Consider the following 26,835-nt stretch of genomic DNA (forward strand, 5'->3'; position numbering starts at 1 on the left):
CCTAACTCAGCTTGTCGGCGCAGGGCACTGCCTGCGCTGTCATCCAACGTGTGGCCGCATTCAGCTCGTTGAGGTAGCGGCCTTTTTCTTCGGGGTTATTCATCGTCTCGCGCACCTGCTCCCCGGTGATTGCGCGAGCCTTGTAGTAGTGAACTGTTTTGAGGCCTGTCTCTGTCTCGCCTTTCAGCGGAAGTTCCGCTTCGGCGACCCAGTAGCCCCAGTAATGTAACGAAGCCTGAAGGGACTTCAGATTTCCGGCCGTGTCGTAGTGGTACTCATACATCACGTCACGGTTGCGCTGAAAGCGGCGCAGCTTGACTCGTTCCACCATCGTTCCGCTCGCCCAAATCTCCGCGTAGGTTGTCCCCGCTTTCGGATCGATCAGCGGAGGATACCCCTGGAGCTTCCACTCTGAAGGTGAGACCGGAACGCAGAAAAACGACTTCAGTGATTTCGACTTTTCGCCTGCAAAGACGGCGGGGGTTAGGAAGAACACCACCGCCGTTTTTGTCAGGCTCCGAATCACTTCTTCCACTCCTCCATCATCTTGCGGAAGTCCTGGAAGAGATAGTGCGAGTCGTGCGGCCCGGGACTTGCCTCCGGGTGATATTGCACGCTGAACATCGGATCGGTCTTGTGCTTCAGACCGGCAAGCGTATCGTCGTTCAGATTCACGTGAGTTACGGCAACGTCGGCGGGCAGACTTGCCGGGTCGACGTTGAAGTTGTGATTCTGCGCCGTGATCTCGACCTTGCTGGTCTCTTTGTTCATGATCGGATGATTGCCGCCATGATGACCGAACTTCAGCTTGTAGGTCTTGCCGCCCAGAGCCAGACCGAAGATCTGGTGCCCAAGGCAGATACCGAACATCGGCGTCTTCCCTTTGAGCTTCTGCGCATTCTCGATGGCATAGTGCAGCGGTTCCGGATCTCCGGGGCCATTTGAGAAAAAGACACCGTCGGGATTCATCGCCAGCACCTCTTCCGCAGACGTGGTTGCCGGCACGACCGTCACACGGCAGCCCTCGCGCGTGAGCATGCGCAGGATGTTCTGCTTGATGCCGAAGTCGTACGCCACCACGTGCAGAGGCTCGCCTTTGCCATCGCGCGCCTGCGGCAGCAACGGATCGCCGGCCTGGTTACGTGGATCGTCGGCATTAAACTCGTAGACAGACTTGGTCGTGACTACTGAGGCCAGATCCGTACCATCCATCTTCTTGATGGCACGCGCCTTGGCAATGAGCTTGTCCGGATCCGTTTCCAGCGTGGAGACAACGCCGCGCATGACACCGTTGGTGCGCAGATGGCGAACCACGGCGCGCGTGTCGATATCGGAGATGACAGGTACGTTATAGCGCTCGAGGTACTCATCGGTTACCTGAGTAGAGCGCCAGTTGGAACTAATAGGAGAAAACTCACGAACAACCAGCCCCTCAATGTAGGGTCGCGACGCTTCTGCGTCGCTGGGCGTGGTGCCGTAGTTCCCGATTTGCGGGTTCGTCAAGACAACGATCTGCCCGGCATACGAGGGATCGGTAAAGATCTCCTGATATCCGGTCAGCGATGTATTGAAAACGACCTCTCCGTAGCATTCGGCTTTCGCACCGAAGCCCTTGCCGCGAAAAATGCGCCCGTCTTCGAGCGCCAGGATGGCTTGCATCGCCTCTCCAAGGAGTGGATTCAATCGATTTTATCAGCTTTTGCCGCGCCTAAAAAGCGCAGGGCCAGAAGATGCTCCGGACCCTATATTTTCCGGCAGAAAATCGCCATTCCTGGTGAAACGACGTCCCATCTCAGTTGCATTTACGCGAGATCAACAAGCAGATCGTCGCCTTCCGTTTTTAGCGCGAAAACTTCCACGCTCGCCCGTTCGGGCGAGTGCGCTACGCCGGTCTTCGGGTCGAAAGCCCAGGCATGCCACGGACAAACGATCGCTCCCCCTTCCACCCAGCCTTCCCCCAGAGGGCCCCGCCGGTGAGGACACCAGTTATCCAGCGCATGCAGTTCGCCGTCCAGCCTTGCCAGGCAGACGTCAATACCGTCGGCTGTTGTCACCTGCATTGCTTTGCCTTCCCCCGGCGCTTCCTTGATCGAACACAAGCGGACCCACTGCGACATGAACAACCTCTCCACCAACATGCTAACGAACCGGGTTCCCTTCCGCTGTTTTCACACTGACAGGCAGACGCAAAGAGAGGTTAACTAGGCCTATGGGTAAATGGCTTGATGGCTTGCAACCGACCGCCGCTCTTCTGCTTCGTCTTACGCTGGGCATCGGCTTGATGTATTGGGGATGGGGCAAGGTGATTCCATCGCATGGAGCACCTGCGCTTTCTGCTATGAACCATCACGCAGCCTTTGTGCATTCGCTCGGCATGCCGTACTGGCTTGGCTACATCTCAGCCATCACGGAGTTCGTCGGCGGGCTGTGCCTGATCCTGGGCCTGCTCACTCGCTTCTGGGCGCTTCTCGCTGCAGTCAACATGGGCTTCGCGATCGGTCTGGTGACGATTCACAAAGGCTTTGCAGGCTCACAGTACGCGCTCTCCTGCCTTGTGATTGCGCTGATGCTCGCTACCTATGGCCCGGGCGTCATGGCAGCGGATCATCGCATCGGTCTGGACTGATCAGACTTCGGTCTCGACTAATCAGACTCAGACTCTCCGTGAGTAGATGCGCGCTCTGCTTATGAAAGGTCACTGTGCCCTTAAGAAGTGAGGGCTCCCGATACGCTGGGAGCCCCAAATGGGAGGGAGTGATGGTGCGGATTATGGAAGCCCAGGTCGTAGTCGGTAACCCAGACGTTGTTGATTGACAACACTTCATCAGACGCTTGTGATCCGAAAAAGTTGTCTCACACACATGTGATATCCCAGTTAACGACTAAGACTCACAAAAAGTTTAAGAACTCTTGCGGAAGCACGTTCGTATTTGGGAAAACGAGCTTCAGATCTTTCGCTCCCAGCGTTTTGTACGCTGCCTCACCCAGAACCCGACGGAAGTCCGTTGTCACCGCCAGGTCGCGGCCTTCATTCAACTGTTCGTTCTCAAGGCCGGGCCATCTGCCATAGACCTTACCGCCTTTTACATTTCCGCCGAGAACGAACATTACATTGCCGTGACCATGATCCGTACCGCCGGTGCCATTCTGACGCGCCGTGCGTCCGAACTCAGACATCGTGACCAACGTGATGTCTTCTGTATCGTCACCCATGTCCTTCCAGAAAGCGGCAATCGAATCGGAAAACTCTTTGAGACGATTCGCAAGGCGTCCGTTCACGTTCCCCTGATTCTGATGCGTGTCCCAATCACCGATGTCCGCAAACGCTGCTTCCACGCCGAGGTTTGCCTTCAGTAACTGCGCAATCTGCTTCATGCTGTTACCGAAGGGTGTATTTGGGTATGCTGCTCCATTCGCAGGCGTGTAGTGCGCGGGATCTGCGGACTTCAGCATGCGAACAGCTTCGAAGGTCTCCTGCCCCGTGCCATGCAGCACAGCGTCGACACTATCGGCGTACATCTGTTGAAACGCATTCGACATCGGAGATGGATCGGGACCGCGTCCACCGACGGAGAAATCCTGCAGATTGCTGATGGCGATTGCTGGCAGTTTGCCCTGCAGCGTGCGCGGGACCTGACCGCCTAAGGCAACCGCACGGAAAGGAGATTCCTCACGCAGCTTCTCTTCCTGCAATGCCCGGTTCAGCCAACCATCGGCCGTGGCCTTCAGGCCAGGCGTACCGCTCTCCATGAAGTCCTGAGCATCAAAGTGAGACCGTGTTATATCGGGTGACCCCGTAGCATGCACGATCGCGAGATGTCCCTGCTCATAAAGCGGCTTGAAGGACGCCATTGATGGATGCAGGCCGAAGAAACCATCCAGATCCAGAACCTGTTCCGGTTTGATGGCAAGCGACGGACGCATGGTGTAGTAGTTCTTCTCGTGATACGGCACAACGATGTTCAAACCATCTGCTGCACCGCGCTGGAAGAGGACGACGAGCTTCTTCTTGTTGGCCGCGGCTGTTGTAACCTCTGCCATCACCGAACGCGTCAAAAAACTTGGAATCGTCGACGTACCGACGAGCGCCAGTGCGCCACCCTTCATGAATCCACGCCTTGTTATCCGCATCGCCAGAACCTCTCTACGTTAGTTTTGACCCGTATCCGGAGCATTTCTCTCGCCGGGCAGAACATTTTCCCTGTTGGTGTAATCCAGAGCTTCCGCATGCTATGGGCGTTTTCCTCAATAGAAACGCCGCGGCACGCCTCTTCCGTGATACCCAGAAACAGGGGAAACGTTCCAGAAGACTCTCCCCTATCGCCTCTGGAATTCTGGCGATCCAATCAAAAGGCCGATCATATTCGCCGTCTGATCATCCAGAGCGGAGACGGTGGCTCCGGCACGGGAACGCCGCGAAGGCACACTTGCCGAGGCCGTTCCGTTACTCTGCGTCTCTTCCTCGGTAGCGGAAAGACTCTTTTCAGCCTGGGCCTGCAGCTCAGGATTGCGGAACTGCGCAAGGACTGTTTTACGCGTCCCCTCGCCGGCTGCCCTCCCCAAGAGGGTCTTCTCCAACGCCTGTTCCTTTGCCTCTTCTGATTGCTGCTCTCCCGATGGATCGCCGACAGCCACTCCCGGCAGGCTGTGCCCGAGCCGGATGCCAAAGTTCATACGATTGACCAGGGCTCCGGTGTTCAGCCATGTCTCCTGGTCCCACTTGTAGCCCGTTGGCGGCTGCGCTCCGTAGAGCGGCATACCGAGTGTGTTCATGGCCTGAACCAGAGGCAGCGGATTACTAACCTCGGCGCCGGTTGCACGAACGGCGCTCACCAGGAACTCCTCTGGAGTTTTAAACTTGGCGCCTTCATTCGATTTCGCCCAGAATTCAGGTGCATCGAACATGGTCTTCAGGACAGCCTTGATCTCTCCATGGGAGCGAGTGAAGCTGGCTGCCATCTTCTCGATCAATCCTGGATCCGGATGGTCGCTGACAAAGCGCTCCGCGAGCTTCTGACTGATGAAGTGAGCGGTTGCCGGGCTGGTGGCAAGCATGTGTAATACCTCAAGCCCCTCTTTCTCGCCGTTCTCCTTGATGGTGACGCCCAGCACGGTCTTCGAGCCGGGCTCGTGGCGGCGGTCAAGAAAAGCAAAACTGTTCGCGGATGCGATGCCCATACCGATCTGTTGCGCCGCCTGCTGCCTGCGTTCACGGCCGAAGACACCGCCCCGAAGCTGTTTCGGACGGAAACCCGGATCGAGCGTCCACCCAGTAAAGACCTTTGCTACCTCGGTGACGTCCTTCTGCGTATATCCGCCGTTCACTCCCAGCGTGTGCAGCTCCATCAGCTCACGGGCGTAGTTTTCATTCAGGCCGCGCGGAGCATTCTGCTGTGCCGCTGTCCGCAGAAAGCCTCCCTGGCTAGCCGCGGCAGAGTTGGGGCCGGTGCTCTGGAAGTTGTCGAGATAGACGAGCATTGCAGGACTTCTGGCGACGGCTACCAGCAAGTCCTCGAAGTTCCCCAATGCGCGCGGACGAATCACATCGCGCTCATAGCTCGGAAGGTAGTACGGCTCCTGCGCGTTTTTGCGGACGTACACATTGAAGTGATTCATCCAGAAGTTCGTCATGACCTCTTCGACCTGGTGCGTCGAGTAGATCTCACGGATGAGCCGTTGCTCCATCAGCTCTGCCCCGACAAGCCGCGGCGTTCCACCAAGCGCCGCCAATGTCTCTTTCTGCTCTGGCGTCATCCCCTCCATCAGTGAAGAAAGACGCTGCGGGCCGGCGATGCGGAGCGCCATCAGGTCACTCGTGTTCATCGCGAGAATCTTCTGGAAGCGCTCCTGCGGCGGAAGCTCTACAAGCTCCTTCACCAGGCGCTGCGGCTGCCCTGGAGCGATGCCGGCAGCCTGCATCCGTGCTTCCCGTTTGCCGGGATTGTCTTCGCCGGCAGCCATCTCGTTCTGTGGCTGCATCGCATCGGGACTCTGTCCCTTCTCCTGCGCTGCCGTCCGCAGTTTGTACTGCTCGATCTGGCTGCGGTAGATCGCCCGCTCGATGGGATCGCTGGGAAGAGATGCGCCGGTCCGATCCATCACACGAATCATCTGCGGACTCGGAAAGCGCCGCATCAATTCCGCCGTAGAGAGCTTCATGGCTGGATATTGGTCCAGCCGCATCAGCATCGCTGTGTCATCCAGTTTTTCAGGATGGAGTTGCTGGTCAAACCACCGCTCCAGACCGGTCTTCTCCACCGCTTCTATCTCGCCTGGACGAGGGCCGAAGGTAAACCGGCTCAAGGCGTAACGGGCGCGGTCCTGCGCGGCGATAGTGCCCGCAGTTTTCGCTTTATTGGAAACTGATCTCTCCGCCAGCAATGGCTGGCAGAGCAGCACGCCACATAGTGCGGCGGAACACAGTGTACGGAAGGCAGAGTCGGAGCGAAACATGGCAGCACCTGTGGGGGAAGAAACCCAATCTACCCCACAAGTTGCCGTTTGAATGACTTTTTACCGAAATAACTAAGGCTCGCCTAAAACTCGACCAGATCCTTCATCGCGGCGTAAATCTTCTCCGGCTGGGGCAGGATGAGGTCTTCCAGTACTGGCTGATAGGCGACAAAGGTATCCATTCCGGCCACACGGCGGACAGGCGCATCCAGGTCGTGGAAGAGCTCGTCCGCAATACGGGCTGCGATCTCGGCGCCGTAGCCCCAACTGATCATGTCCTCGTGCGCGATCAGAACACGGTTGGTCTTCCGAACCGATTCGGCGATGGCCTCCCAGTCGTAGGGCGACAGGGAGCGCAAGTCGATCACCTCAATGCTGATTCCCTTCTCGCGCTCCAGTTTCTGTGCTGCCTGCAGCGAACGCGGCACAACGGCGCCGTAGGTGACGACGGTAAGATGCTTGCCTGACCTGACGATCTTTGCCTTGCCGAACGGAATCATGTAGTCCGGCCCTGGATTGGAAGCGCGGCCATAGGCCTCACGATAGAGCCGCTTATGCTCCAAAAACAGCACAGGGTCATCGCAGCGGATGGAAGTGCGCAACAGACCGTTGGCGTCGAGGGCGTTGGACGGCATCACCACGCGAATCCCGGGAGTATGGGTAAAGATGCTCTCACCCGACTGGGAGTGATAGATCGAACCACCGGTCAGATATCCCCCGATCGGGCAGCGGATGACCATCGGTGCCGAGTAGGCGCCGTTCGAGCGCCAGCGCATTACGCTCAACTCGTTGCGCATCTGGTGAACCGCCGGCCAGATGTAGTCGAAGAACTGGATCTCAACCACGGGCTTCAGGCCCCGGAGCGCCATTCCAATCCCTCGGCCGACAATATTGGCCTCGGCGAGCGGAGAGTTGAAGCAACGGTCTCCACCAAACGCCTTCTGCAGGCCGTAGGTTAGCTTGAAGACCCCGCCCTTCCCCTTGAGTTCCCCGCTCCGCAGCCCGTCCTCACGACTGACATCCGCTACATCCTCGCCGAAGACGACAATGCGTTCGTCATGCCGCATCTCGTCGTGCAGACAGAGATTGATCAGGTCAGCCATCGTCCGCTCGGCGGCGTCGGTCTGCTTCGGCTCCGTGGCGAAGGCCGAAGATTTGGGATCCAGGTCTTCGGAGTACTGGTGGACCAGGATCGAATCTTCCGGCGGCAGCGGAGCAGCGAGAGCGGCGTCCGCCGCACGCTGCACCTCTTGGTCGACGGCCTTCTCCAGCGACGCAACCCCCTCCTGGTCCAGAATCCCCTCCTGGATCAGGAATGCCTGCATCTTCGAGATGGGATCGCGAAGGGCGTCGGCCTCGAGCTCCGCCGCGGTACGGTAGAGACGTTCGTCGTCCGAGAGTGAGTGAGAATATGGCCGAATCACATGGCCATGCACCAGCGCCGGTCCTTTGCCGCTGCGGCACCAGGCCACAGCCTCAACCAGAGCACGATAGCTGGCAATCGCGTCGGTGCCGTCGATCTCGGCAAAGAAGAAGTTCGGGAAGTTCGCCACCAGATGCGAGATGTTTCCGCCCGGCGTGTTGCATTCGACCGGTGTGGAGATGGCGTAGCCGTTGTCTTCCACCAGAAACAACACCGGAAGCTTGCTATTCGACGCTGTATTCAGCGCCTCCCAGAACTCGCCCTGCGAGGTGGAACCCTCGCCGATCGAGGTATAAGCAACCTCGTCGTTATAAAAAACGACATCCTTGAACTGACGGTAGTCTCCGTCAACTTTTGCTGCCGCTTTCGGATGATTGCTGAAGTATCGCCCCGCCTCTGCTATGCCGACCGCGTGCAGGCACTGGGTCGCGGTTGCGGACGATGGGCTGACGATATGGAGCTTTTTGCTGGTCCAGTGGGAGGGCATCTGCCGGCCGCCACTTTGGGGATCAGTTGCGGCGCCGACCGCCTGCAGGAGCTGATCCTCCGCGGTCTGTCCCAGGACCAGGCTGATGGCACGGTCGCGGTAGTAGGGCACAAACCAGTCATAGCTGGGCTTCAGGGCAAAACCGGCAGCCACCTGCAGGGCCTCGTGGCCGGCGCAGGAGATCTGGAAGAAGATTTTCTGTTGTCGTTTCAACAGAATTTCGCGGTCGTCAATGCGCCGCGACAGATACATATACCGGTAGAACTCGACGAGTTGCTCGGCGCTCAGGCCACCGTGATCGGCGGCCTGCTTCGGGGTCGTAGCTGCTGCGGCATTGCGAGGCATCGTATTCTGCTTCTCGATTGTAACCCTTTGTCCCTATTGCAAATCCTACGATTGCCGATCACACACCCTAAGGGTCGATCCGCCGTTTCTCGAAGGACTAGATGATGTGCCGCAGCCTCCTGTTTACGATCATGTATCTCTGCGCTTGCCTGCTCGCGATCTCCTAGGGAGCGCTGTTACCCCTTCATCCGCTCCTTGACTGACTTAGCCAGCTTCTCGATCTCCTCAGCCTTCTTGATGACAGTGATCGACATGGTGTCTTTGCTGGACTTGTCTACTTCTTCCTTCAACTGATTGGCCAGCGTCAGCAGCTTCTGAGTGTCTTCCACCAGCCGTTTCTGCCGATCCTCGTTACGCATTTTGGCCCGCTGATTCTCCATGGTCGCGTCGAAGGTTCCTGGGCGGTCATCCGGCGCTCCCATCGTGACATCCGGCATCGTCGTCGGCGGCCCCGGCCGGGCGCCGCGCGAGCCACCGGTATTGCCGCCCTGCTGGGCCACCGAGGCCGTCATAAGCAGACTGAGAAGCAGAATACGCGTGACTTTCATGGGAACCCCCTTCGAAACCACCGTGATGAAATAGAAGCTTATGATGCACCTTTCGATCTTCGCCCCGCAAGAAGTTCGTACCCTGCAGGTAGGACGCAACTGGCATGAGCAGGCAAGTGATTTCGTCCATCACGATCTGCCGAAGGTCGCGTTCATTCTGATCTTCGGCTTCATCCTGCAGCGCATTACCCTCTTCTTTGTTAGACGCATGCGGCGCATGGCCGACCGGCAGGTGGGCAACTCACAACGCGCCTCGCAGTTGCGCACCATGTCCTCTGTGCTGCGAGCCACGGCATACACGGCCATTGGCTTTTATGTTTTGCTGCAGATTCTGCCGATCTTCGATATCGACCTGAAACCGCTGCTGGCATCTGCCGGCGTCGTCGGACTCGGCATCTCTTTCGGCGCGCAGTCGATTTTTAAGGACATGCTGAACGGGATCTTCATCCTGCTGGAAGATCAGTTCAATGTTGGAGATTCAGTCAAGATGGCTGGGCTTACCGGAACAGTCGAAGACATGAGTCTGCGTTGCACCATTCTGCGTGACGGCGACGGAACCCAAAACATCATTCCCAACTCACAGATCACGACGGTCCAGAACCTGTCGCGCGACTACTCCGTCGCTTCGTTGCACGTAAGTGTCGACGCCAGCGAGAATCCGGACAAAGTCATGGAGCTGCTGGGCCAACTGGCGATGGAGGTCCGCAAAGACACCGCCTTCGCCCAGGTGACGATTGAAGATCCGAAGGTCTTGGGCGTCGACAAGATCAATGGCAGTGAGGTTCTCTACCTGGTGAATACCAAGGTTCGCGCCAACCAGAAGGATGGGGTACTACGCGAGCTGCGGAGGCGAATCCTGCTTGGCTTTGAGAAGAACCAGATTCGCCTGGGCATTCCTTCCAGTGCGGTCATCGTTAACGCGCAAGACCCTACACTTCCATCCGCACCCACCACGGTATTAGGTGGCGGGGATTAGAGCAATTCTCCTAATACTGTGGCGTTGGATAAATCTGCGAATGCCGTTTTCTTCGAAGGAAAACGGCGCAAACAGTCAAAGCTTCGCTCTACACCTTTAGGAAAAATGCACTAGCGCTCGGTTCAAAAGCTGCAGAAGACTCTCCGGATCGGCAACCGGCGGATGGCATGTTTTCGCCGCACAGACAATCGCAACGCTCTTCCCGGACTCAATGCCGGGCAGATTTGGGATCGTCTCCGCCAATGTCTCCGGAAGGGCGGAAAGCTGTGTGTAGGAGAGGCGGATGACGCTCTTGGAAACGGAGTAACGAGTCAGCGCCGCAGCCTCCAGCATCTTCGCGGCTTCATCGTCCCCCAGGATCACCACCTGGGCCGCCGGCTGTACCAAACGCTGCAGGGCCAGACCATAACTGGCCGCGTAGAGACCGAAGTGCTCCACAACACCACCGAAGATTTCCAGTGTGTCGAAGGCCATGTCCCGGTACTCCTGTTTCCCGGAGAGCTCTTCGAGCCGTACCAACAGCGAAGCCATGGTCGGATTCGCAGCCGGCGCCGGCGCATCCTGCAACGGCTTTCGGCGGGCTGAAAGCGCTCCGAGCGCCGGTTCGTCGGTAAGTGGGGTATCGAAGAACCCCAACCCCGTTGGATCCCAGAAGTTCGCGGCGACATACTCCGCCAGGCTTTTCGCTGCGAGGTAATACTTCAGGTTTCCGCTGCATTCCCATGCATCCAGGCAACATGTCGCGAGGAATGCATAGTCATCTACGGTCGAGGGGACATGCTTCCGCGCGGATGTCCCGTCAGCATAGGCGACGACGTGGGAGAGTCCCACCTCGGGGTTCCAGGCGTCTGCCAGAATCCGATCCAGTGACTTCAACGCGAAGGCAGTCACAGCTGGAATCGCCAATGCCCTGCCGGCAGCGATGTAGGCCGAGATCATCATGCCGTTCCAGCCGGTATAGATCGTCCGGTCAATATAAGGCGTCGGACGCTGCAACCGAGCTGCATATAACTTCTGCTTTGCGGAACGCAGGAGCGATGTTGCCTGCTCCGGTGGCATTCCCGCCCGCTGCGCCACCTGTCCCAGCAGATGCTTTACGTGGAGCACGTTTTTCGCAGGGTTGTGGTGCATGTCGCCCACATCGCCAATGTCGTAGAACGGAGCCGCAACGTTCAGCTCTTCGGCGGTGAGGACAGAACGGGCTTCGTCCAGCGTCCAGGTAAAGTAGTCGCCGTCGTCGTCCAGGTTGATATCGGCATCCTGGGAGGCGTAGAAGCCACCACGTTCGCGGTCAGAGAGCCAGGTATCGACCCACAGAATGGTCTCGCGCGCAACACGGGCAGCCTCCGGTTCAGCAAAACTCTGGAAGGCATGGGCGTAGTTTGCCAGCAGACCTGCATTGTCGTAGAGCATCTTCTCGAAGTGCGGAACGATCCACTGCTCATCCACTGAATAGCGATGGAAGCCTCCGGCGAGATGGTCATAGATCCCGCCCCGGGACATAGCGCTTAGCGTGCCGAGCGCTGACGCGGAGATCTTTTCGTCGGCGCCGGGACGAAGCGCGCTGTCGAGCAATAGATCGATTGCGGTTGAGTGCGGAAACTTGGGCTGAGAGCCGAAACCACCGTAGCGCTGGTCGTACATGCCGGTGATGGCGGAGGTGAGCTTGGTAGCCAGCTCCGCTGTGATGCGCGAGGAGCGACCGGAGAAGGTCTCATTATGCTCAATCGCCGCCATAACAGAAGCCGCGGAGTCGTCCACCTCATCTCGCTTCTGCTGGAAGGCAGAGGCCATGGTGAGGAGAACCCGCTGAAACCCAGGTCTGCCGAACTGGTCCTGCCGAGGAAAGTAGGTCCCGCCGAAGAAAGGCCTTCCGTCTGGTGTAAGGAAAGCGGTTAACGGCCAGCCTCCCTGCCCGCTGATCGCGGAGACGGCTGCCTGATAGCGGGCATCCACATCGGGACGTTCGTCCCGGTCGACCTTGATGGCGATGTAGTGCTCGTTAATGACAGCGGCAGTCTGATCGTTCTCATACGACTCACGATCCATGACATGGCACCAGTGGCACCACACCGCACCGATGTCGAGAAGAATCGGCTTATTTTGTTCCACGGCGAGCGCAAAGGCTGCGGGACTCCACTCATGCCACCGGACCGGCTGGTTGATGGCGGAACGAAGATACGCGGAGGCGGCAGATGCAAGGGCGTTCGGCTCGTGAGACATCGATTCTAGGATAGTTGGTTTACGGAATCCTTGTTCCGGTTCGCCCGCCCACGGTTTTCAGGGTGCTGAAAGTGACACGAGCGTGACAACCTCTGCAACGATCGAGCGTAGCCTCCTTAGACAACTGGGGACGCTTACGAATTTCCGTTGGGGATTGAATACTGAAATTCGCTGAGCGCTCTTTGGATGTTGAACCCTCTGCGGGCCGCCTCGCGCCGGGGCGGCCCTCTCTTATTTAGGGAGAAAGTTTAAGGAGAAAGCCCAGCCTGATGGCTGGGCTTTCGGCTATGTTCTTGGTGCTGGACTACTGCGGAGTAAGCGGCTTGGGCGGTTCCGGGTCCTTCGGAGCAGTCAGTCCAGGGATGACCGGAGCCTGATTGATGGTGCCGGTTGCAGCATCTGTAAGCGAGATGCCGTAGCGGTCCAGCGTATTTGCCAGCAACTGATAGAGCGAGGCGCGGTCACGGGCATAGGCTGCCGTCGACGAAATCAGGCTGTTCTCTGCCGTTGCGAGGTTACGCTCCTGCTGAAGAACGTTTGCTGTAGTTGAGGCGCCGAGACGGTACTTCTTCTGCTCGGAGTCCAGCGACTGCAGCTGGAAGTCACGGGCAGCCTGAGCTGCCTGTACCGCCGCGCGGTCATTGGTGAGTGCGAACTGCGCGTTGGTGACCAGCATGCGGATCTGCGTGTAGAGCTGCTGCAGACGCATCTGCGACTGACGAAGTTCCATCTGGGAACGCGCCTGGTCAGCCTGGGCGACACGATTGCGGATCGGGATATTGACCGAGAGGCCAACAGCCTTATCCGGATTTGTGGAGTTGAACAGATCCGAGAACGTACCACCGTAGCCACGTTGCGCGAGGCCCTGGCATCCGGTCTGCGCACCACCGGCGCAAACCGGGTTCCATGCGCCGCCGATTGCAGCGGCTCCGTAGAACCCGAAAACGTCAACCGTCGGCAGAAGACCGTTCTTTAGCGCCTTGATTGATATCTCGTTATTCTTCATGGCCAGCATGGCCTGTTCGATCTGCGGATTGTTGACGTAGGCCTGCTTCACCAGGTCTTCAATCTGCACATCCTCTTCCGGAAGACGGTCGAGACTGACGCGATCGGTCGGAATCACGGGAGCTGCGGCAACCTGAGGATCGTTGGTGTTGCGGGCAATCGCCTGCTTGATCAGCAGTTGCTGGTACTCGAGGTTCGACTGCGAGGTGATCAGCGCCTGTTTATCAGTCGAGACGGCAGAATCGGAATTCACGACATCGAGAGGAGCCAGAGTACCGATCTCAAGCTGCTTGCGATTATCGGATGCGAGCTTTGTCGATTGATCAAGCGCGCGGGTCTTTGCCTGCACATCCTCATACGCCGAAACCAGAGCCCAGTAGATGCTCTCAATCTGCGTTACGGTCGAGATGAGCTGCTGGCGAAACGCCGAGTCTACAATGCGGCGATTGTTCTTCGCCTGCACGATGAACCGTCCGTTCACACCCGGCCCGAAGCCCTGCAACAGGTGCTGCTGCAGACGGAGCTGGAAGGTGGTCTGGAGCTGCGGGCTGTACACGCTACGGGTGCTGTTGGTGCTGACGCGAGAGTTATTGAAGCTTACAGTCGCCTGCGTACCCGTGATGAATCCCTGGGAGTAGCCGAAGTTGTAGGTGTCCGACGCCTGATTCTGAGAGAACGTTCCGGTGATGAAATTCGTCGTCTGCGGAGTCCGGGCGCGCTCAAGCTGTAGCGTGCTGGTAAGTACCGGATCCAGGTTCATCGGCGTTGGGCCGGCGCCGTTCGTGGTAAGCACCAGGCCCGAGGCGCCCGCACCGGCTGCTCCGGCCGCGGTGCTGGTGCCGCCAGGACCGCCGCCTCCGGTGATTGTTGTCGTCGTGCCGCCGAGGGTATTGGAAACCAGACCCGAAGAGACGCCACGCAAGGTAGCGCCGGCGCGTGCACGCAGTAGGTCGGTATCCGCGATATCGAGGTTCAGGCGGAAGATGGCGATGTCGTAGTTGTTCTCCAGCGCCAGCATGACGGCATCGGAGAGAGAAAGGTACATCTTGCCGTCGCGTAGAAGCTGATCGAGCCGCGGCGTGTTGCCGAGACGAGGTTCCCCGACGTTGATAGGGGTATAAGGAGCCCAGGGCTTGAAAAGGTGGCTCTTGGGCTTGGAATAATCCCGGGCCGTATCACGCAGGTCAAAGGGTTCTGTGAGCTTAGGCTCCGGTACCGCGGGAAGAGTGGCGTTGGCCTGTGCCTGCGCGGGCGTTCCGCCTCCGGGGACGGTCTGCTGCTGCTGTGCGGCAGCGTACTGTGCGGCGGGTCCCATCAGGAGCAAAGCAATGCTCGCTGTGGCTTGCAGATGTCTCAATTTCACGTTACGCTCTCCAGCTAATGCGATCGTTTAGGGTCGCCGGTCTGCCTTAGTTTTTCGGGTCGCAGTTCCGGGTTGGCGAGAGGGTGGTACTGCTATTCCCTTTTCTCGGTGTAAGTGTTGTACGAATACCAAGTGACAGATGTTTCAGAGTGGCTTCCGGTTACGAAATCATTGAAATCATTCCACAACAGGTTCATCGGCTGATACGTAAACAGGTTCCTGTAGGTTCCGTGGAGTTCGTAGGAAGCGAGGGACATGGCCTTTGGCGGGATAGCGATGAGTATAGCAAGTGACACAAGCGGCAGCATGTTACCGTGCAAAGATGGCTTTTTCTCGGAATACTTGGAAGCTGATCCTGAGTTATGACGGCGGTGACTTCCATGGCTGGCAGGTACAGCCGGGGTTACGCACCGTTCAGGGGCTGCTCTCCGAAGCCATCCGGAAGGTCACTGGAGAAGAGGTCCTGCCACAGGGTTCTGGAAGAACCGACGCCGGCGTGCATGCCCTGGGCCAGGTGGCGACCTTCGACCTGGAAGCGGGCATTCCGCAACAGAACCTGCTGCGGGCGCTGAACCGGGCTCTACCCACCAGTGTGCGAGTGACGCAGGCAGAGATCATGCCGCAGGATTTCCACGCGCGACATTCGGCCTGCGGTAAGACCTATGAGTACCGCATCTTCGTCCGGCGCGACGCCGGGACACCCCATGAGCGCATCTGCTCTCCCCTCGTTGCCCGATACGTATGGGACTGCCGCTGGCCGTTGGACATTGCTCCGATGCAGCAGGCAGCCACATCCGTAGTTGGAGAGATGGATTTCAGTTCGTTTGCCGCGAACGACCCGGACGTCTCCGTTCGCCAGGGCGCAACTCCGCCGACAATGGTGCGGACTATCTCCTCTTCAGAGTGGAGGCGTGAAGGCGACCTCCTGATCTACCAGGTCAACGGCAATGGTTTTTTGCACCACATGGTCCGGAATCTGGTTGGCACCTTCGTTGAGATGGGGTGCGGGCGGATGTCAGCATCGCAGATGCCCGAGATTCTGGCAGCTCGCAACCGGTCGATCTCGGGACCAACGGCTCCAGCGAGAGGGCTCTTCCTGGTTGAGGTGCACTATTGATGCGCGCGAACCAGCGGATTACAGAACTGGCAGGCCTGCGTGGTGTCCATTCCGCCTTTCAGTGGCTGCATCTTCAGGAACAACGCCTGCTTGCCTGGCAGATGGAGATGCTGCGGATTCCTGCTCCTCCTTATAAGGAGGAGCACCGGGCCGCGTGGGTCCGGGACCGGTTTGTCGAACTCGGCCTGGAGCAGGTCCAGATCGATGCCGAAGGAAATGTCCTGGGGGAGCTCCCCGGAGAGGTCCGGAACGGTCCGGTCACCATGCTCTCGGCTCACCTGGATACCATCTTTCCCGATGAAATGCTGCCAGAGCCGCGGTTGGAGGAGGGGCGGGTCTATGCTCCCGGCGCCGCGGACAACGTCGCCGGACTCACGGGGCTTCTGGCGGTAGCTGCCGCCATGAAGGCAGCACAGCTCGTACCGGCGCACACCATCCTGTTTGCAGCCAATGTCGGGGAGGAAGCCGAGGGAAATCTGCGCGGTATGCGTCACCTCTTCTTCCGCTCTGAGTATGCCGGACGCATCCGCTCTACGATCTGCCTGGAAGGGGCGGGGACTGAGAATGTGGTCGTTGGCGCCATCGGCAGCCGCCGACTTCAGGCCACTATCACCGGCCCGGGCGGGCACTCCTGGACAGAGGCAGGGGCTCCCAACCCGATTGTCGTACTGAGCAAGGCGATCGCTGCGATGGAGCGAATCAAACTGCCGCGTCAGCCGCGTACTACCTGGAATATCGGGCGTATCGAGGGCGGCATGTCCGTCACCTCAGTACCCGAGCGTGCAAGCTGCCTCATCGACCTGCGCTCTGTCGATATGGACCAACTGATCTCTCTGGAGGTCCAGGTCCACCGCGCGCTTGAAGATGCTGTTCTTGAAGCAAATGACGACGCCGGCGACCGCAGGCTGAGCCTCCATGTGGCGACCATCGGCGACCGCCCGGCAGGAACCCTCTCCACAGAGGCTGCTCTGCTTGAGACCATTCATGCGGTAGACCGCCATCTTCGCCTGCGTACCGAGCTTCGCATCGGTTCGACCGATGCCAATGTGCCGCTGGCCCTGGGACGGGAGGCGATTGCGGTAGGAGCGGGAGGCATCGCCGGGGGCATCCATACCCACAGCGAGTGGTTCGACCCGGCTGGGAGAGAGCTGGCGTTGCGCCGTGTTTTGTTGATCTTGCTGGATGCCGCCAGATGAGGTGGCCAGACCACCGCCGGAATTGCACAAAACACCTTTCAGGTTAATCAGCGTCTAAACCTGCGAATGCCGCCGAGCACAAATTTCCCCGTTTTCGGCGATATACTGGCGTATTGCATGGTGTCTTTGGCGCGCGTGCTTTATTGAGGGATACACAACTACATGGAGAAAAAGATGTCACTGTGGGAACGGATTCAGGCCCGGCGTCTGACCTCGACCTTCGCGTTGCTGGCAACGCTGTCGGTCGGCATTGTGGCCGGCTCAGTTCTGACCGCGAAGGTTCATGGCAAGGAAGCGCAGGAGTCCTCAGACGCGACGCCTCTGCGTATTCCTGAGCCCCAGAGCGTGGGCAATGGCTTTGCGAAGATTGCCAAGATGGTTGGACCCGCGGTGGTCAATATCAACACCGAGAGCCTGCCAAAGCAGGCTGCCCAGCAGCGTCGCCGCCGCGGCAACGGTAATGGCAGTCAGGATCAGCAGGATATGCAGGATTTCTTTAACCGGTTCTTCGGCGGAAATCCTGGCGGTGGTGATGACGAGGATGATGATGGCGCGGGCGGCGAACGCAGAGCTCTGGGCTCCGGCTTCATCGTCGATTCAAAGGGCTACATCATCACCAACAATCACGTGGTGGAGAAAGCCGACAAGATTTATGTGAAGCTGTCGACGGATTCGGAGAGCGAGACTGGACGTCCGGCCAAGGTGATTGGCACCGATAAGGACACCGATATCGCGGTTATCAAGATCGACTCTGCGACTCCCCTTCCGACCATTAAGCTCGGAAACAGCGAAGGCGCACAGGTCGGCGACTGGGTGCTGGCGATCGGCAGCCCGTTCGGTCTGTCGCAGACGGTATCGGCCGGTATCATCTCCGCAAAGGGCCGTCAGATCAACGAACCCTCGCAGAGCGGTTTTGCGCAAAACCAGTTCCAGCGCTTCATTCAAACGGACGCGGCGATCAACCCAGGTAACTCCGGTGGTCCGCTGGTGGATATGACGGGCTCTGTCGTCGGTATCAACACTGCGATCTATACGCAGTCGATGGGTTCCCAGGGTGTCGGTTTCGCCATGCCAGCGAACACCGTGGTCAATGTCTACAACATGCTCATCGGACCGGAACATAAGGTGACCCGTGGATCGATCGGAATCAGCTTCCAGTCGAACATCTCCTCGGCAGTCTCCCGCATGTACGGTTCGGGCGTCATCGTCAGCACCGTCAGCAAGGGCGGACCGGCGGAGAAGGCCGGGCTGCAGCCGGGTGACGTGATTGAGTCGATCGACGGCCGCAAGATCAAGGACGGCGATGACATGGTGAACGACATTGCTGCCCGCCGTCCGGGATCGACAGTCAAGCTCGGCTATCTGCGCGACGGTAAACCAGCCTCAACGACAGTCTCCATCGGTGACCGCGCGAAGATTTTTGCCGATCTCAATGGCAATGGGCAGGACGACTCACAAGAGGCGCAATCCTCTGATGTTTCTGCCGATAAACTGGGCCTGACCGTCAGTGCTTTGCCTAACAACGTGGCAACCAAGCTCGGCATCAAAGGTGGAGTTATCGTTTCCGCCCTGAAGCCGGGATCGTTTGCAGACGAGATCGGGCTGGGCCGTGGACAGATAATCGTTGAGATTAACCGCAAGCCGGTGACCGACATGGCCAGCTTCCAGGCCGCGATCAAGAGCCTGAAATCCGGTGATGATGTGGTCTTCCTGGTTCGTACGCCGAACTCACCGACTGGTGGCAACAATTACGTGGGCGGTACCCTGCCGTAGCCCTGCAATCCACTCGCAGAAAAGAGCGGCGCAAAATGGGAAATCCGCCCTTTGCGCCGCTTCTTTTTCTGTTGCCGAGGGTTTACTTTGTCAGTAACCTTGAATGCAAATCAAGGTCAGACAGAATTGGAAATCGCCTGATACCAGGCGTTGCAGGTGTTGGAATGATGCGTCTTTCCCAAGTCTTATTTGTTGTTGCGCTTGCAGTCGTTACCGCTGTTCCATCTCACGCTATGATGCGTTCGCGGCGGGGTCCAACGGCTCCACATGTCCAGAAGAAATCAAACAAGCCGGGAACGATACGGCATACCACGTTCAAGCCCGGCCAGCGTGGCATTGGTGATAACCGCGCTACCGAGATTCAACAGGCGCTAATCAAGGCGGGTTACCTGAATGGCGATCCAAGCGGCCACTGGGATTCTTCAACGGAGGCCGCAATGCAGAAGCTGCAATCTGACAACGGTTGGCAGACCAAGCTGGTACCGGATTCACGCGCACTGATCAAGCTGGGCCTGGGACCGCACCAGGAGAATCCGGCCACAATTTCCGACAGCACGGTGTCAGCGCTCGGGTCAAAATAAGACCATTTCCGGAAAGCGTTTGGGCACGATGGAGCATTTCCCTGTAGGTGTCGTGTGGGGCTTCCGCATCTATGGGCGTTTTCCGCGATGAAAACGCCGCTGCACGTCCCTTCCGGGATACCAAGCAACAGGGAAAATGCTCTAGTCTGAAAGAGTGAAGCGACGGATTGTTGTTCTCTTCCTTCTGGCAATGGCGGCGAGCGCTCATGCCATTGAGCTGAAGATCTCAGCCGATGCATTGGAACGCACCCTGAAACAGCAGTTATTCAATACACCCGATGGCCGCTATTATCTGCGCGGCGATGGCGCTTCAGCCTGTTACGTCTACGCCGAGAAACCCCACGTCAGCTTCAAAGATGACCGCATCATCGTCAGTGTCCACACAAGATCCCGCGTGGGCGCTGGATTGCGCGGCGCTTGTATCGGGGTGGGATTAACGACAGATGCCGATGTATCCATGCTGCCGGAGGCGGAAGGTGRGACCATCGGCTTCCGCGATACTCACATCGACCAGCTAAGCGCCTCGAAGGAGTTAGGCTTTCTTCTGGTTCCCTTCCTCAGCCGCAAGCTGCCGCAGAACATGAAGGTCAATGCCGCGGATCTGCTGCGCCAGGCGCTGACGAAGTCAGGCACTTCAACCGGATATCTGCTGGCGCTGGAGAGGCTGAAGATTCACTCCATGCTGATCGAACAGGGAGCGCTGGTCGTGGATGTCGATGGAGCCGTAACCGTCAAGTAAAGACGCTAGAGCATTTCTCCTGTAGGTGTAGTGTAGGGATTCGTTATCTATGGGCGTTTTCCATAATGAAAACGCCGCTGCACTCCACTTCCGGGCTACCCAGCAACAGGAGAAATGCTCTAGACTACAGCGCACGGTCATTCATTACGAGAGCCACCGCGCTCCGCAGGCGCGCCAGACTTCCCTCAAATGCAGGACGAAGCCTGGGACCGCTATGAAAGGCATTCCGGCGCATCTCTTCTTCGACAACCGGTGAGATCAGCTGCCAGACCGTGGTGATATCACCGACGATGACGATCTCGCTCGGAGCAAGGCCTGAGGCGATCATACGCAGACCTTTACCGAGGCAACGGCCCATTGTTTGGATGGCAGCGACGGCGTGCTCCTCGCCGATCTGCGCCAGGTGCAACAGCGTATCGAAGGCCGCCAGACGACTGCCACCCTGCTGCTCGTAATAGCGCAGTCCTGCACGGTTAGAAGCCGTGACCTCCCAGCAGCCATGACTACCGCAGGCACAGGCCGGTCCGGCCTCTTCCATCTGCACGTGGCCAAACTCGCCGGCCATACCAGCCTCTCCACGAAGAAGCTGACCATTGGCGAAGATGCCTGTACCGATTCCCTCAGCGACATTCACGACGACAAGATCGTGCATACCGTCGCTTTCTCCAAACCAGACCTCGGAGAGAGCACAGGCGTTGGCGACATTGTCCATCTCAACGCGCAGACCCGTGGCTCGCTCGATGCGCTGCTTCACGGCCAGCACCGGCCAATGAAGGTTGGGCGCAAAGATAAGCTTCTGCTGGTCAAGGTCGGCACGGCCCGGGACACAGATGCCGATGCCATCGAGAGCACGCTCGGGATGAGTATCCACCATGCGTTTGACGGCCTTGATAATGGCGTTCATCGCCAGCTTGGAGTCATCGGGGAGCGGGACGATACTCTGCGAGATCACGCGGCCGCCAAGATCGACGATGCCGAGCGTTGTCTGTGCCGGATGAATGTCGAGCGCAAGGACAGCGCGCTTATCGTTCACCTGCAGGAAGGTTGGACGTCGCCCACGAGGCAGGCGGCCGACTTCGCCTTCAATAATCCATCCTCCGGAGATCAGCTCTTCTACGATCAGCGAGACCGTACTGCGCTGCAGGCCGGAGAGACGTGAGAGTTCCGCTCTGGAGACGGGCTGGCGCGTGCGGACAAGATTGAAGACCAGCGACAGGTTGATCTGCCGCGGTGTCTTGTTCGAAGCGCTCTGGTGACGTGTAAGGCGGAATCGTTGCAAGCTTGGGTCCGTGCGTTACGTTCTCAGCATCTTAGCTGGAGTGCCGAGGGTGTGTCATCAAACTCGTGCCGTCAGCGCCGGGAGTTGGATGACACACCCTAACGATACGAAAGCCTTTCGTTTTCTTTGCAATCCATAACGGGACAAGACGGTCATTCACATAAATTTGCGATAGACTTATAGAGGAATGGGCGGATAGCTCAGTTGGTTAGAGCGCCTGCCTTACAAGCAGGATGTCGGGGGTTCGAGTCCCTCTCTGCCCACCATTCCTCACCCGCTAAAATCCCTCAACAATCAAGGTTTGACCGAAGCAGTTGCCGGTTTTTGCCAGGCGCTGTCCAGGAACAAATACCTGTCGCGATGCGAATCGGCTTTCGCTGCGGAGTTCTTATCCAGCACCATCATCTGCCATTGGCTCGGCCCGTAGACAGGCCACTTGGGCAATCCTGCTCCATTGGGGTCGCCGGTGCGTGCAAAGTTGGTCCAGTAGTCCTGCATCTGCTCAGAGAGCTTGCGATCTTCAGGGCGCACTACGACCTCCAAACGGGAGTCCAGTGTTCCGAAGACGTATTCAATATCGTCGGAGTGAAACGCTCCCACAGCAGGCGTATGGTAGCGGTCACCTGGATTCGGGAGGGCGAACTTATAGCGATACACCGGCTTCGTTCCGGTAGCCGTATGAGCCTCCAGCCACTTCCACGTGGAGTAGGCGATGAAGCGGTCGCCGGCGTAGTCAGAGGCGGACGCCACCGCTTCTTCAGGGGTTGCTGTGCTGTAGAGCTTCAGGAACTCCGAAGCCTGTGTTGGGAACTCACGATTCGCCTGTGCAGCGAAGCCTTCGGCGCTGAAGCGATTGTTTCCACCGACTACTCCTCCGCGAGCTTCATCGGCATTCCATCCGGCGAGCAGTGGGATGTGAGCTTGTTCACCTGCGGCATAGATCTCTGCGGGAGGCTTCGGGAAGAAGTACCCATCGACGACCGGGCGGAAGGAAGGTCCGGGCCTCGTTGCCATGATGGGGCGGATGATGTCTTCTGTCGGAATACGCCGCAGTTCCGCGAGCTTCGCCGTGCCATAGGTCGTAAGTGCGAAGGCGGAGTCCGCCTTCTCCCGTTGCTCACGGCTCTCAATGGGGAAGGTGCCGGTGGTCATCACACTTCCGCTCTCGCCGATTGCTTTCTGAATAAGGTCTTTTGACAATGGCGAGGCCATTTGCGCGCTGACAGACATCGAACCTGCGGACTCACCAAAAATGGTGATGTTCGAGGGATCTCCACCGAACGCGGCGATATTCTGCTTCACCCACTGAATGGCTGCTGCCTGGTCCAGAAGACCGTAGTTCCCTGAAGCATGATTCGGAGATTCCGCTGTCAGCTCCGGATGTACGAAGAAACCGAAGATACCGAGCCGGTAGTTCATGGAGACAACGACGACGTTGCGATGGGCGAGATACTGACCATCCTGCCGGCGTTCCGAAGTACTTCCACCCGCGAAGCCGCCACCGTAGATCCAGACCATAACCGGCAGCTTGCTTGTCTCAGACGAAGCGGGAGTCCATACATTGAGGGTCAGGCAGTCCTCTGAGGCTCCCGGATCATGAAAGGCCATGTCTGCATAGCTCGCGGACTGCACGCAGTGGTATCCGAAGTCGTGTGCGGAGCGTACGCCCGTCCACGGCTCAACAGGCGCGGGTGGTGCCCAGCGCAGCTTGCCTACCGGGGGAGCTGCAAAAGGAATGCCCTTGAAGGACATGACCTTGCTATCTGGTGTCGGCTCTCCTTCGACAACGCCGCTGGCCGTTTTGACCTGCGGTCCTACTGCGGCGAAGGCTGTTGCTCCAAGGACAAAGGTTGCGGTGAGCGAAAACAGACAGCGTGCAAATCCCATGAGGAACCTCGGGAGCTACGGTAGCACACCGATGCGAGCCAAAGCATCTGCGACTAAGCTCTTCAACCATTCGTAAGTCCCGCGCTAAAGACCTGTCTTTGAGCGTGGAATCATCTTCACTTCCCTTTCGGCATATTGGCGAAGTGCCAGATGGTTGCGGCAACTGACTTCTCTGCTCCGGCGAGACCATAGACCTTTCCGGAGCCTTCAATGATGTAGTACTCGTTGGCCGCGTGCGCACGTCCTCCCATGCCGGCGCCACCGGCGGCAATCGGCATCTTCACATCGACAACGCGATCGCCGACATCCTGATTGGAGAACAGGTAGGCCGGCCAGTAGCCGCCAAGGATAGTCTCCTGCTCGAGAGGCTTCTGATAATTGATGCCGAACTCATCGAAGGTCTGCATGATGGACTTGGCGATATCGGAGTCGTAGCTCATCTTTGCCCAGGGGACATCGCCGATCAGCTTGACCTCGACGTCTTTGTAGCCGTTCTTGTCGAGCTGGGCGCGAAGCTTCTTCACAATATCGGTGCCGTGCATGTTCGGAATGTAGCGGAAGTTATGCTTTGAGGTGATCTTGTTCGGCAGGATTGCACCTGCGCCGCCTGCATACATATTGCCGCCCCAGATGCCGTCGAGGTTGAAGCTGGTACCGTAGCGCGACATCTTCTGAATGGTGAATGGATCGTCGGAGATAAACCTCGCCACACCAAGGTTGTCCGCGGCGGACTTCACATTCATCTTGCCGGCGGAGCCCTTTAGCAAATCGGTCTCCTGGTTGGTGAGCGGCTGCATGTTCTCGAAGAATCCGTCGATCTTTGGGGTATTGCCATCGTCGGAGATCAGAGATCCGAGCATCTTGATGTGGCGCCACGCCGGCGAGTCGACCGAACGCTTGTAGGAGCCGTGGATATCTGAGACCGTAGGCCCGCGACCCCAGCTCTTTCCGCTGGTCGTCAATTCCACATAGACGCACCCCTCTGAGCCTCCGGAGATGTTGGCTCCTCCGCCCGCGCTCTGACCGGCGAAGCGCAGCATGGCGTCAGCGCCTTTGAAGAGGTCCGGATGATCCTTCATGAACTTGCGAAGACCAATATCCATGCGCTCTTCATCGCCTTCCGCCACGAAGATCAGGTTGACTGGGAGCTTGCCCAGCACCTTCTTCATCGACATGAAGGCTTCAAGCTGTGCGAGCTGTGGCCCCTTGGAGTTCACTGCACCGCGACCGATGAGGACCTTCTTGAATGATGGATCGATACCGGCGGTCTTTCCATCGACCAGGCGGCCTTCAAACGGAGGCGCCACCCACAGGTCCGGCTGCGTGACCGGCATGGTGTCGTACATCCAGTAGATGACCAGCGTTTTGGGCGCACCCTCATCGCATTTCGCGTAGACCACAGGATTGCCCGGCGTTCCGTACTCCGTGATGCCGACATCGTAAACGCGGGTAGTCTGGCATCCCAGTTTGTCGAACATGCCTTTGACCATCTCAGCTGACTCGGGAATCCCTTCACCCGAGTTGGAGATCGAGGGTTGCTGAATCCAGTGCTGAAAATCGAGCACATGATCATCGACGTTGGCATCGATATAGTCGTAAACCTTCTTCAGTTCTGATGGTGTCCTGCTCAGATCCGGATGAACTGTCTCATCAGCCTGGGCTCGAATGCCGAGCTTCGGCTTATTCGCAGAGGTTGGGGTGCTGGAGTTCTTCTTGCTACATCCCGCAAAGACGACAAGGGATGCCAAAAGACACAACGGCGTGCGCTTCAGAAACATGTTCGATTGTCCTCGGTAAGCAGGTCGGCCGGGTTGAGTGCCGGTTGGGTAGACTCTAAGGCCGTTCCGCATTTGCGGTCAAGCGCACTTAGTCCGGAAGACTCGTTACGGCGGTGGTCATGAGAGCGGTATAACGCCGCCAACGATTTTCTGGACCTGCGGCGTCGACGTACTTCGCTACCCTGTCCAGACCGACCGTGTAGGTGAGCATATAACTGCGGTATTCGTTCAGGTAGGTCAGCATGGTCTCTCCATGTTCCATCAGCAGCTCTTCTTCTAATTGCGACAGTGCGCGAGCAAACTCCAACCGGCCGTCCAGATATTCGCGAGCGATCTCCGGTTCAGCGGTATGCAGCATGGCTACGAGCTTTTCGATACGGATGTAGCGCTCAATATCGCGCTGCGGCAGACCGGCGATGGGAAATAGAACATCGCGCTCAATCTGTACCCGCGCTGCGTCGTCCAGCACCATCTCGGGCGCATAGCTGGCCGCCGCTTCACTGACGAACGATTGGGGAGAGAAAGCAGGCTGCACCGCCCATTCCAGTTGATGGCGCTGCTTCACCAGAGCCTCTTCACGCAGTGTGTTGAAGACATGATGGCCGGGATACCCTTCATGGCAGGCAAGATCCAGCAACCGATCGACCGTCTGCGGAAATCCAAGGTTGACCTGGATCTGGCTATGGGCATTACCCAGATAGCGGCTGAAGGCTGCCCATGGTTTATTGACAACGTAGGTCACATCAACATGCTCTCCGGCCGGCATCGAGAGACGAGCCAGTGTCCGTTCGCGGCACACGTTCAAAGCTGCCTCGAAGACCGCTGGAACCTGTTTCGCTGGCACGACGAACGCCGCTTCGTAGGCGCTATACGCTTTCGCTCCTGGCCCAATCAGCGCAGCGATCTCAGCTCGCACCTTCGCACGCGGCGCTGCATCGGTATCCGGAGGAGCTGTGACTCCGAAATAGCCGCGGCTCTCTTCATCGAATCCGGCTGTCGCACCTTGTAGCTGGCGCACACGCTGACTCATGGCATTGAGTTGTTGATTCAGGAACGCAATGCGCTCGGTGTCCAATCCGCTGCTGGAAAGCTGCGCCCGCAGACGCTTCGTGTCCTGCTCGATCTGCTCCAGCGATGGAAGAGGCCGTCTCCCAGCCTGCGGTAATCGTTCGGGCCCCACATAGAAGTCGAGAAAATCGGGATCGCGTTCGCCGAGCGAGGCAGCAAGTTTGAGGTACTGCTCCACGATTTCGGTACTGTGCCCGGCCGACCGGCAGCTGTTGATCTGCCACACCAGCGCTATCAGCAGCATGACCCCAAAGGGTTTACGAGATTTTTTGAATTTAGCTATCACGTGATAGGAAAGTCTAATTTTACGGTTGTGTGAACCTTTGTTATAGATAGTTCATCCAGGACATCACAGAAAAGTCCAAATAGCTGTTTGCAAGAACGCCGAGGCGCATCTGGCCGCATTCCTTTCTCTTTTCGGCGTGCCCGGCATAGTCTCTTTCGTCGTTTTTGACTTCTGTACCTGCGAAGTACTGCTGGCTTTTCCTGTAGTCGTACGAGTCGTCCGTAACCAGAAAACGAGCCGTTCCACAGCCACTCTGCTGCACGTTTAACACATTCTGGAGGCATTACATGTCGTCATTTGGACGTAGA

General features: G+C 58.1%; 20 protein-coding genes and 1 tRNA gene. 8 read left to right on the plus strand and 13 right to left on the minus strand.

All coding sequences use genetic code 11. The annotated features are described in order from the left end of the window. Position 1: 1 nt before the first annotated feature. The 3 genes from AB4Y89_RS04025 to AB4Y89_RS04035 all read right to left on the minus strand — a co-directional run bounded on the left by AB4Y89_RS04025 (position 2) and on the right by AB4Y89_RS04035 (position 2,117). Positions 2-526, minus strand: a complete 525-nt coding sequence (locus AB4Y89_RS04025) for a hypothetical protein (RefSeq protein WP_442299606.1) — start codon at positions 524-526, stop codon at positions 2-4. Next, positions 523-1,659, minus strand: a complete 1,137-nt coding sequence (carA, locus tag AB4Y89_RS04030; RefSeq protein WP_442299607.1) for a glutamine-hydrolyzing carbamoyl-phosphate synthase small subunit — start codon at positions 1,657-1,659, stop codon at positions 523-525. The genes AB4Y89_RS04025 and carA overlap by 4 nt, the downstream gene beginning before the upstream one ends. A 143-nt stretch (positions 1,660-1,802) precedes the next feature. Continuing rightward, on the minus strand, positions 1,803-2,117 hold the full coding sequence (locus AB4Y89_RS04035) for a Rieske (2Fe-2S) protein (RefSeq protein WP_442299608.1): 315 nt from the start codon (positions 2,115-2,117) through the stop codon (positions 1,803-1,805). A gap of 92 nt (positions 2,118-2,209) precedes the next feature. On the opposite strand from AB4Y89_RS04035, the gene AB4Y89_RS04040 reads away from it, so the two are divergent. Beyond that, on the plus strand, positions 2,210-2,626 hold the full coding sequence (locus AB4Y89_RS04040; protein ID WP_442299609.1) for a DoxX family protein: 417 nt from the start codon (positions 2,210-2,212) through the stop codon (positions 2,624-2,626). A 263-nt stretch (positions 2,627-2,889) separates the two neighbouring features. On the opposite strand, the gene AB4Y89_RS04045 is transcribed toward AB4Y89_RS04040, so the two are convergent. From AB4Y89_RS04045 to AB4Y89_RS04060, 4 genes are all read right to left on the minus strand, one after another. Then, on the minus strand, positions 2,890-4,131 hold the full coding sequence (locus AB4Y89_RS04045; RefSeq protein WP_442299610.1) for a DUF1501 domain-containing protein: 1,242 nt from the start codon (positions 4,129-4,131) through the stop codon (positions 2,890-2,892). Positions 4,132-4,317: 186 nt separating this feature from the next. Continuing rightward, entirely contained in the window at positions 4,318-6,453 is a 2,136-nt protein-coding gene (locus AB4Y89_RS04050) for a DUF1800 domain-containing protein (protein ID WP_442299611.1), read from the minus strand. Between the two features lie 83 nt (positions 6,454-6,536). Beyond that, on the minus strand, positions 6,537-8,708 hold the full coding sequence (locus AB4Y89_RS04055) for an alpha-ketoacid dehydrogenase subunit alpha/beta (protein ID WP_442299612.1): 2,172 nt from the start codon (positions 8,706-8,708) through the stop codon (positions 6,537-6,539). A gap of 176 nt (positions 8,709-8,884) precedes the next feature. Further along, positions 8,885-9,256 carry a hypothetical protein gene (locus AB4Y89_RS04060; RefSeq protein WP_442299613.1) on the minus strand — a complete coding sequence of 124 codons (372 nt, stop codon included), beginning with the start codon at positions 9,254-9,256 and terminating at the stop codon, positions 8,885-8,887. A gap of 40 nt (positions 9,257-9,296) precedes the next feature. Between AB4Y89_RS04060 and AB4Y89_RS04065 the strand changes: the two genes are divergently transcribed. Continuing rightward, on the plus strand, positions 9,297-10,232 hold the full coding sequence (locus tag AB4Y89_RS04065) for a mechanosensitive ion channel family protein (protein ID WP_442299614.1): 936 nt from the start codon (positions 9,297-9,299) through the stop codon (positions 10,230-10,232). A 96-nt stretch (positions 10,233-10,328) separates the two neighbouring features. Here AB4Y89_RS04065 and AB4Y89_RS04070 read toward each other — a convergent pair whose 3' ends face one another. Further along, positions 10,329-12,455, minus strand: a complete 2,127-nt coding sequence (locus AB4Y89_RS04070; protein ID WP_442299615.1) for a thioredoxin domain-containing protein — start codon at positions 12,453-12,455, stop codon at positions 10,329-10,331. 304 nt (positions 12,456-12,759) lie between these two features. Further along, positions 12,760-14,823, minus strand: a complete 2,064-nt coding sequence (locus AB4Y89_RS04075; protein ID WP_442299616.1) for a TolC family protein — start codon at positions 14,821-14,823, stop codon at positions 12,760-12,762. A 322-nt stretch (positions 14,824-15,145) separates the two neighbouring features. Between AB4Y89_RS04075 and truA the strand changes: the two genes are divergently transcribed. The 5 genes from truA (at position 15,146) to AB4Y89_RS04100 (ending at position 20,229) form a co-directional block, all read left to right on the plus strand. Further along, the gene (gene truA / locus AB4Y89_RS04080; RefSeq protein WP_442299617.1) at positions 15,146-15,940 is read left to right on the plus strand and encodes a tRNA pseudouridine(38-40) synthase TruA; all 795 of its coding nucleotides are present in this window, start codon (positions 15,146-15,148) and stop codon (positions 15,938-15,940) included. Next, positions 15,940-17,136 carry a M20/M25/M40 family metallo-hydrolase gene (locus AB4Y89_RS04085; protein WP_442299618.1) on the plus strand — a complete coding sequence of 399 codons (1,197 nt, stop codon included), beginning with the start codon at positions 15,940-15,942 and terminating at the stop codon, positions 17,134-17,136. The genes truA and AB4Y89_RS04085 overlap by 1 nt, the downstream gene beginning before the upstream one ends. A 174-nt stretch (positions 17,137-17,310) precedes the next feature. After that, on the plus strand, positions 17,311-18,909 hold the full coding sequence (locus AB4Y89_RS04090) for a trypsin-like peptidase domain-containing protein (RefSeq protein WP_442299619.1): 1,599 nt from the start codon (positions 17,311-17,313) through the stop codon (positions 18,907-18,909). A 164-nt stretch (positions 18,910-19,073) separates the two neighbouring features. Next, positions 19,074-19,490, plus strand: coding sequence for a peptidoglycan-binding domain-containing protein (locus tag AB4Y89_RS04095; RefSeq protein WP_442299620.1), 417 nt, complete (start codon positions 19,074-19,076; stop codon positions 19,488-19,490). A 154-nt stretch (positions 19,491-19,644) separates the two neighbouring features. Then, positions 19,645-20,229: a hypothetical protein gene (locus AB4Y89_RS04100; protein WP_442299621.1), complete on the plus strand. Its 585-nt coding sequence runs from the start codon at positions 19,645-19,647 to the stop codon at positions 20,227-20,229. A gap of 124 nt (positions 20,230-20,353) precedes the next feature. On the opposite strand, the gene AB4Y89_RS04105 is transcribed toward AB4Y89_RS04100, so the two are convergent. Beyond that, on the minus strand, positions 20,354-21,508 hold the full coding sequence (locus AB4Y89_RS04105; RefSeq protein WP_442299622.1) for an ROK family protein: 1,155 nt from the start codon (positions 21,506-21,508) through the stop codon (positions 20,354-20,356). A gap of 189 nt (positions 21,509-21,697) precedes the next feature. Here AB4Y89_RS04105 and AB4Y89_RS04110 point away from each other — a divergent pair. Further along, positions 21,698-21,774, plus strand: a tRNA-Val gene (locus AB4Y89_RS04110). Between the two features lie 28 nt (positions 21,775-21,802). On the opposite strand, the gene AB4Y89_RS04115 is transcribed toward AB4Y89_RS04110, so the two are convergent. The 3 genes from AB4Y89_RS04115 to AB4Y89_RS04125 form a co-directional block, all read right to left on the minus strand. Then, positions 21,803-23,395 carry a carboxylesterase/lipase family protein gene (locus AB4Y89_RS04115; protein WP_442299623.1) on the minus strand — a complete coding sequence of 531 codons (1,593 nt, stop codon included), beginning with the start codon at positions 23,393-23,395 and terminating at the stop codon, positions 21,803-21,805. A 116-nt stretch (positions 23,396-23,511) separates the two neighbouring features. Further along, complete coding sequence (locus tag AB4Y89_RS04120; RefSeq protein WP_442299624.1) at positions 23,512-25,173, minus strand: M20/M25/M40 family metallo-hydrolase; 1,662 nt, start codon at positions 25,171-25,173, stop codon at positions 23,512-23,514. An 88-nt stretch (positions 25,174-25,261) separates the two neighbouring features. Next, positions 25,262-26,485 carry a hypothetical protein gene (locus AB4Y89_RS04125; RefSeq protein ID WP_442299625.1) on the minus strand — a complete coding sequence of 408 codons (1,224 nt, stop codon included), beginning with the start codon at positions 26,483-26,485 and terminating at the stop codon, positions 25,262-25,264. Between the last annotated feature and the right edge of the window lie 350 nt (positions 26,486-26,835).

This window comes from Terriglobus sp. 2YAB30_2 (assembly GCF_052114765.1).
Lineage (GTDB): Bacteria > Acidobacteriota > Terriglobia > Terriglobales > Acidobacteriaceae > Terriglobus.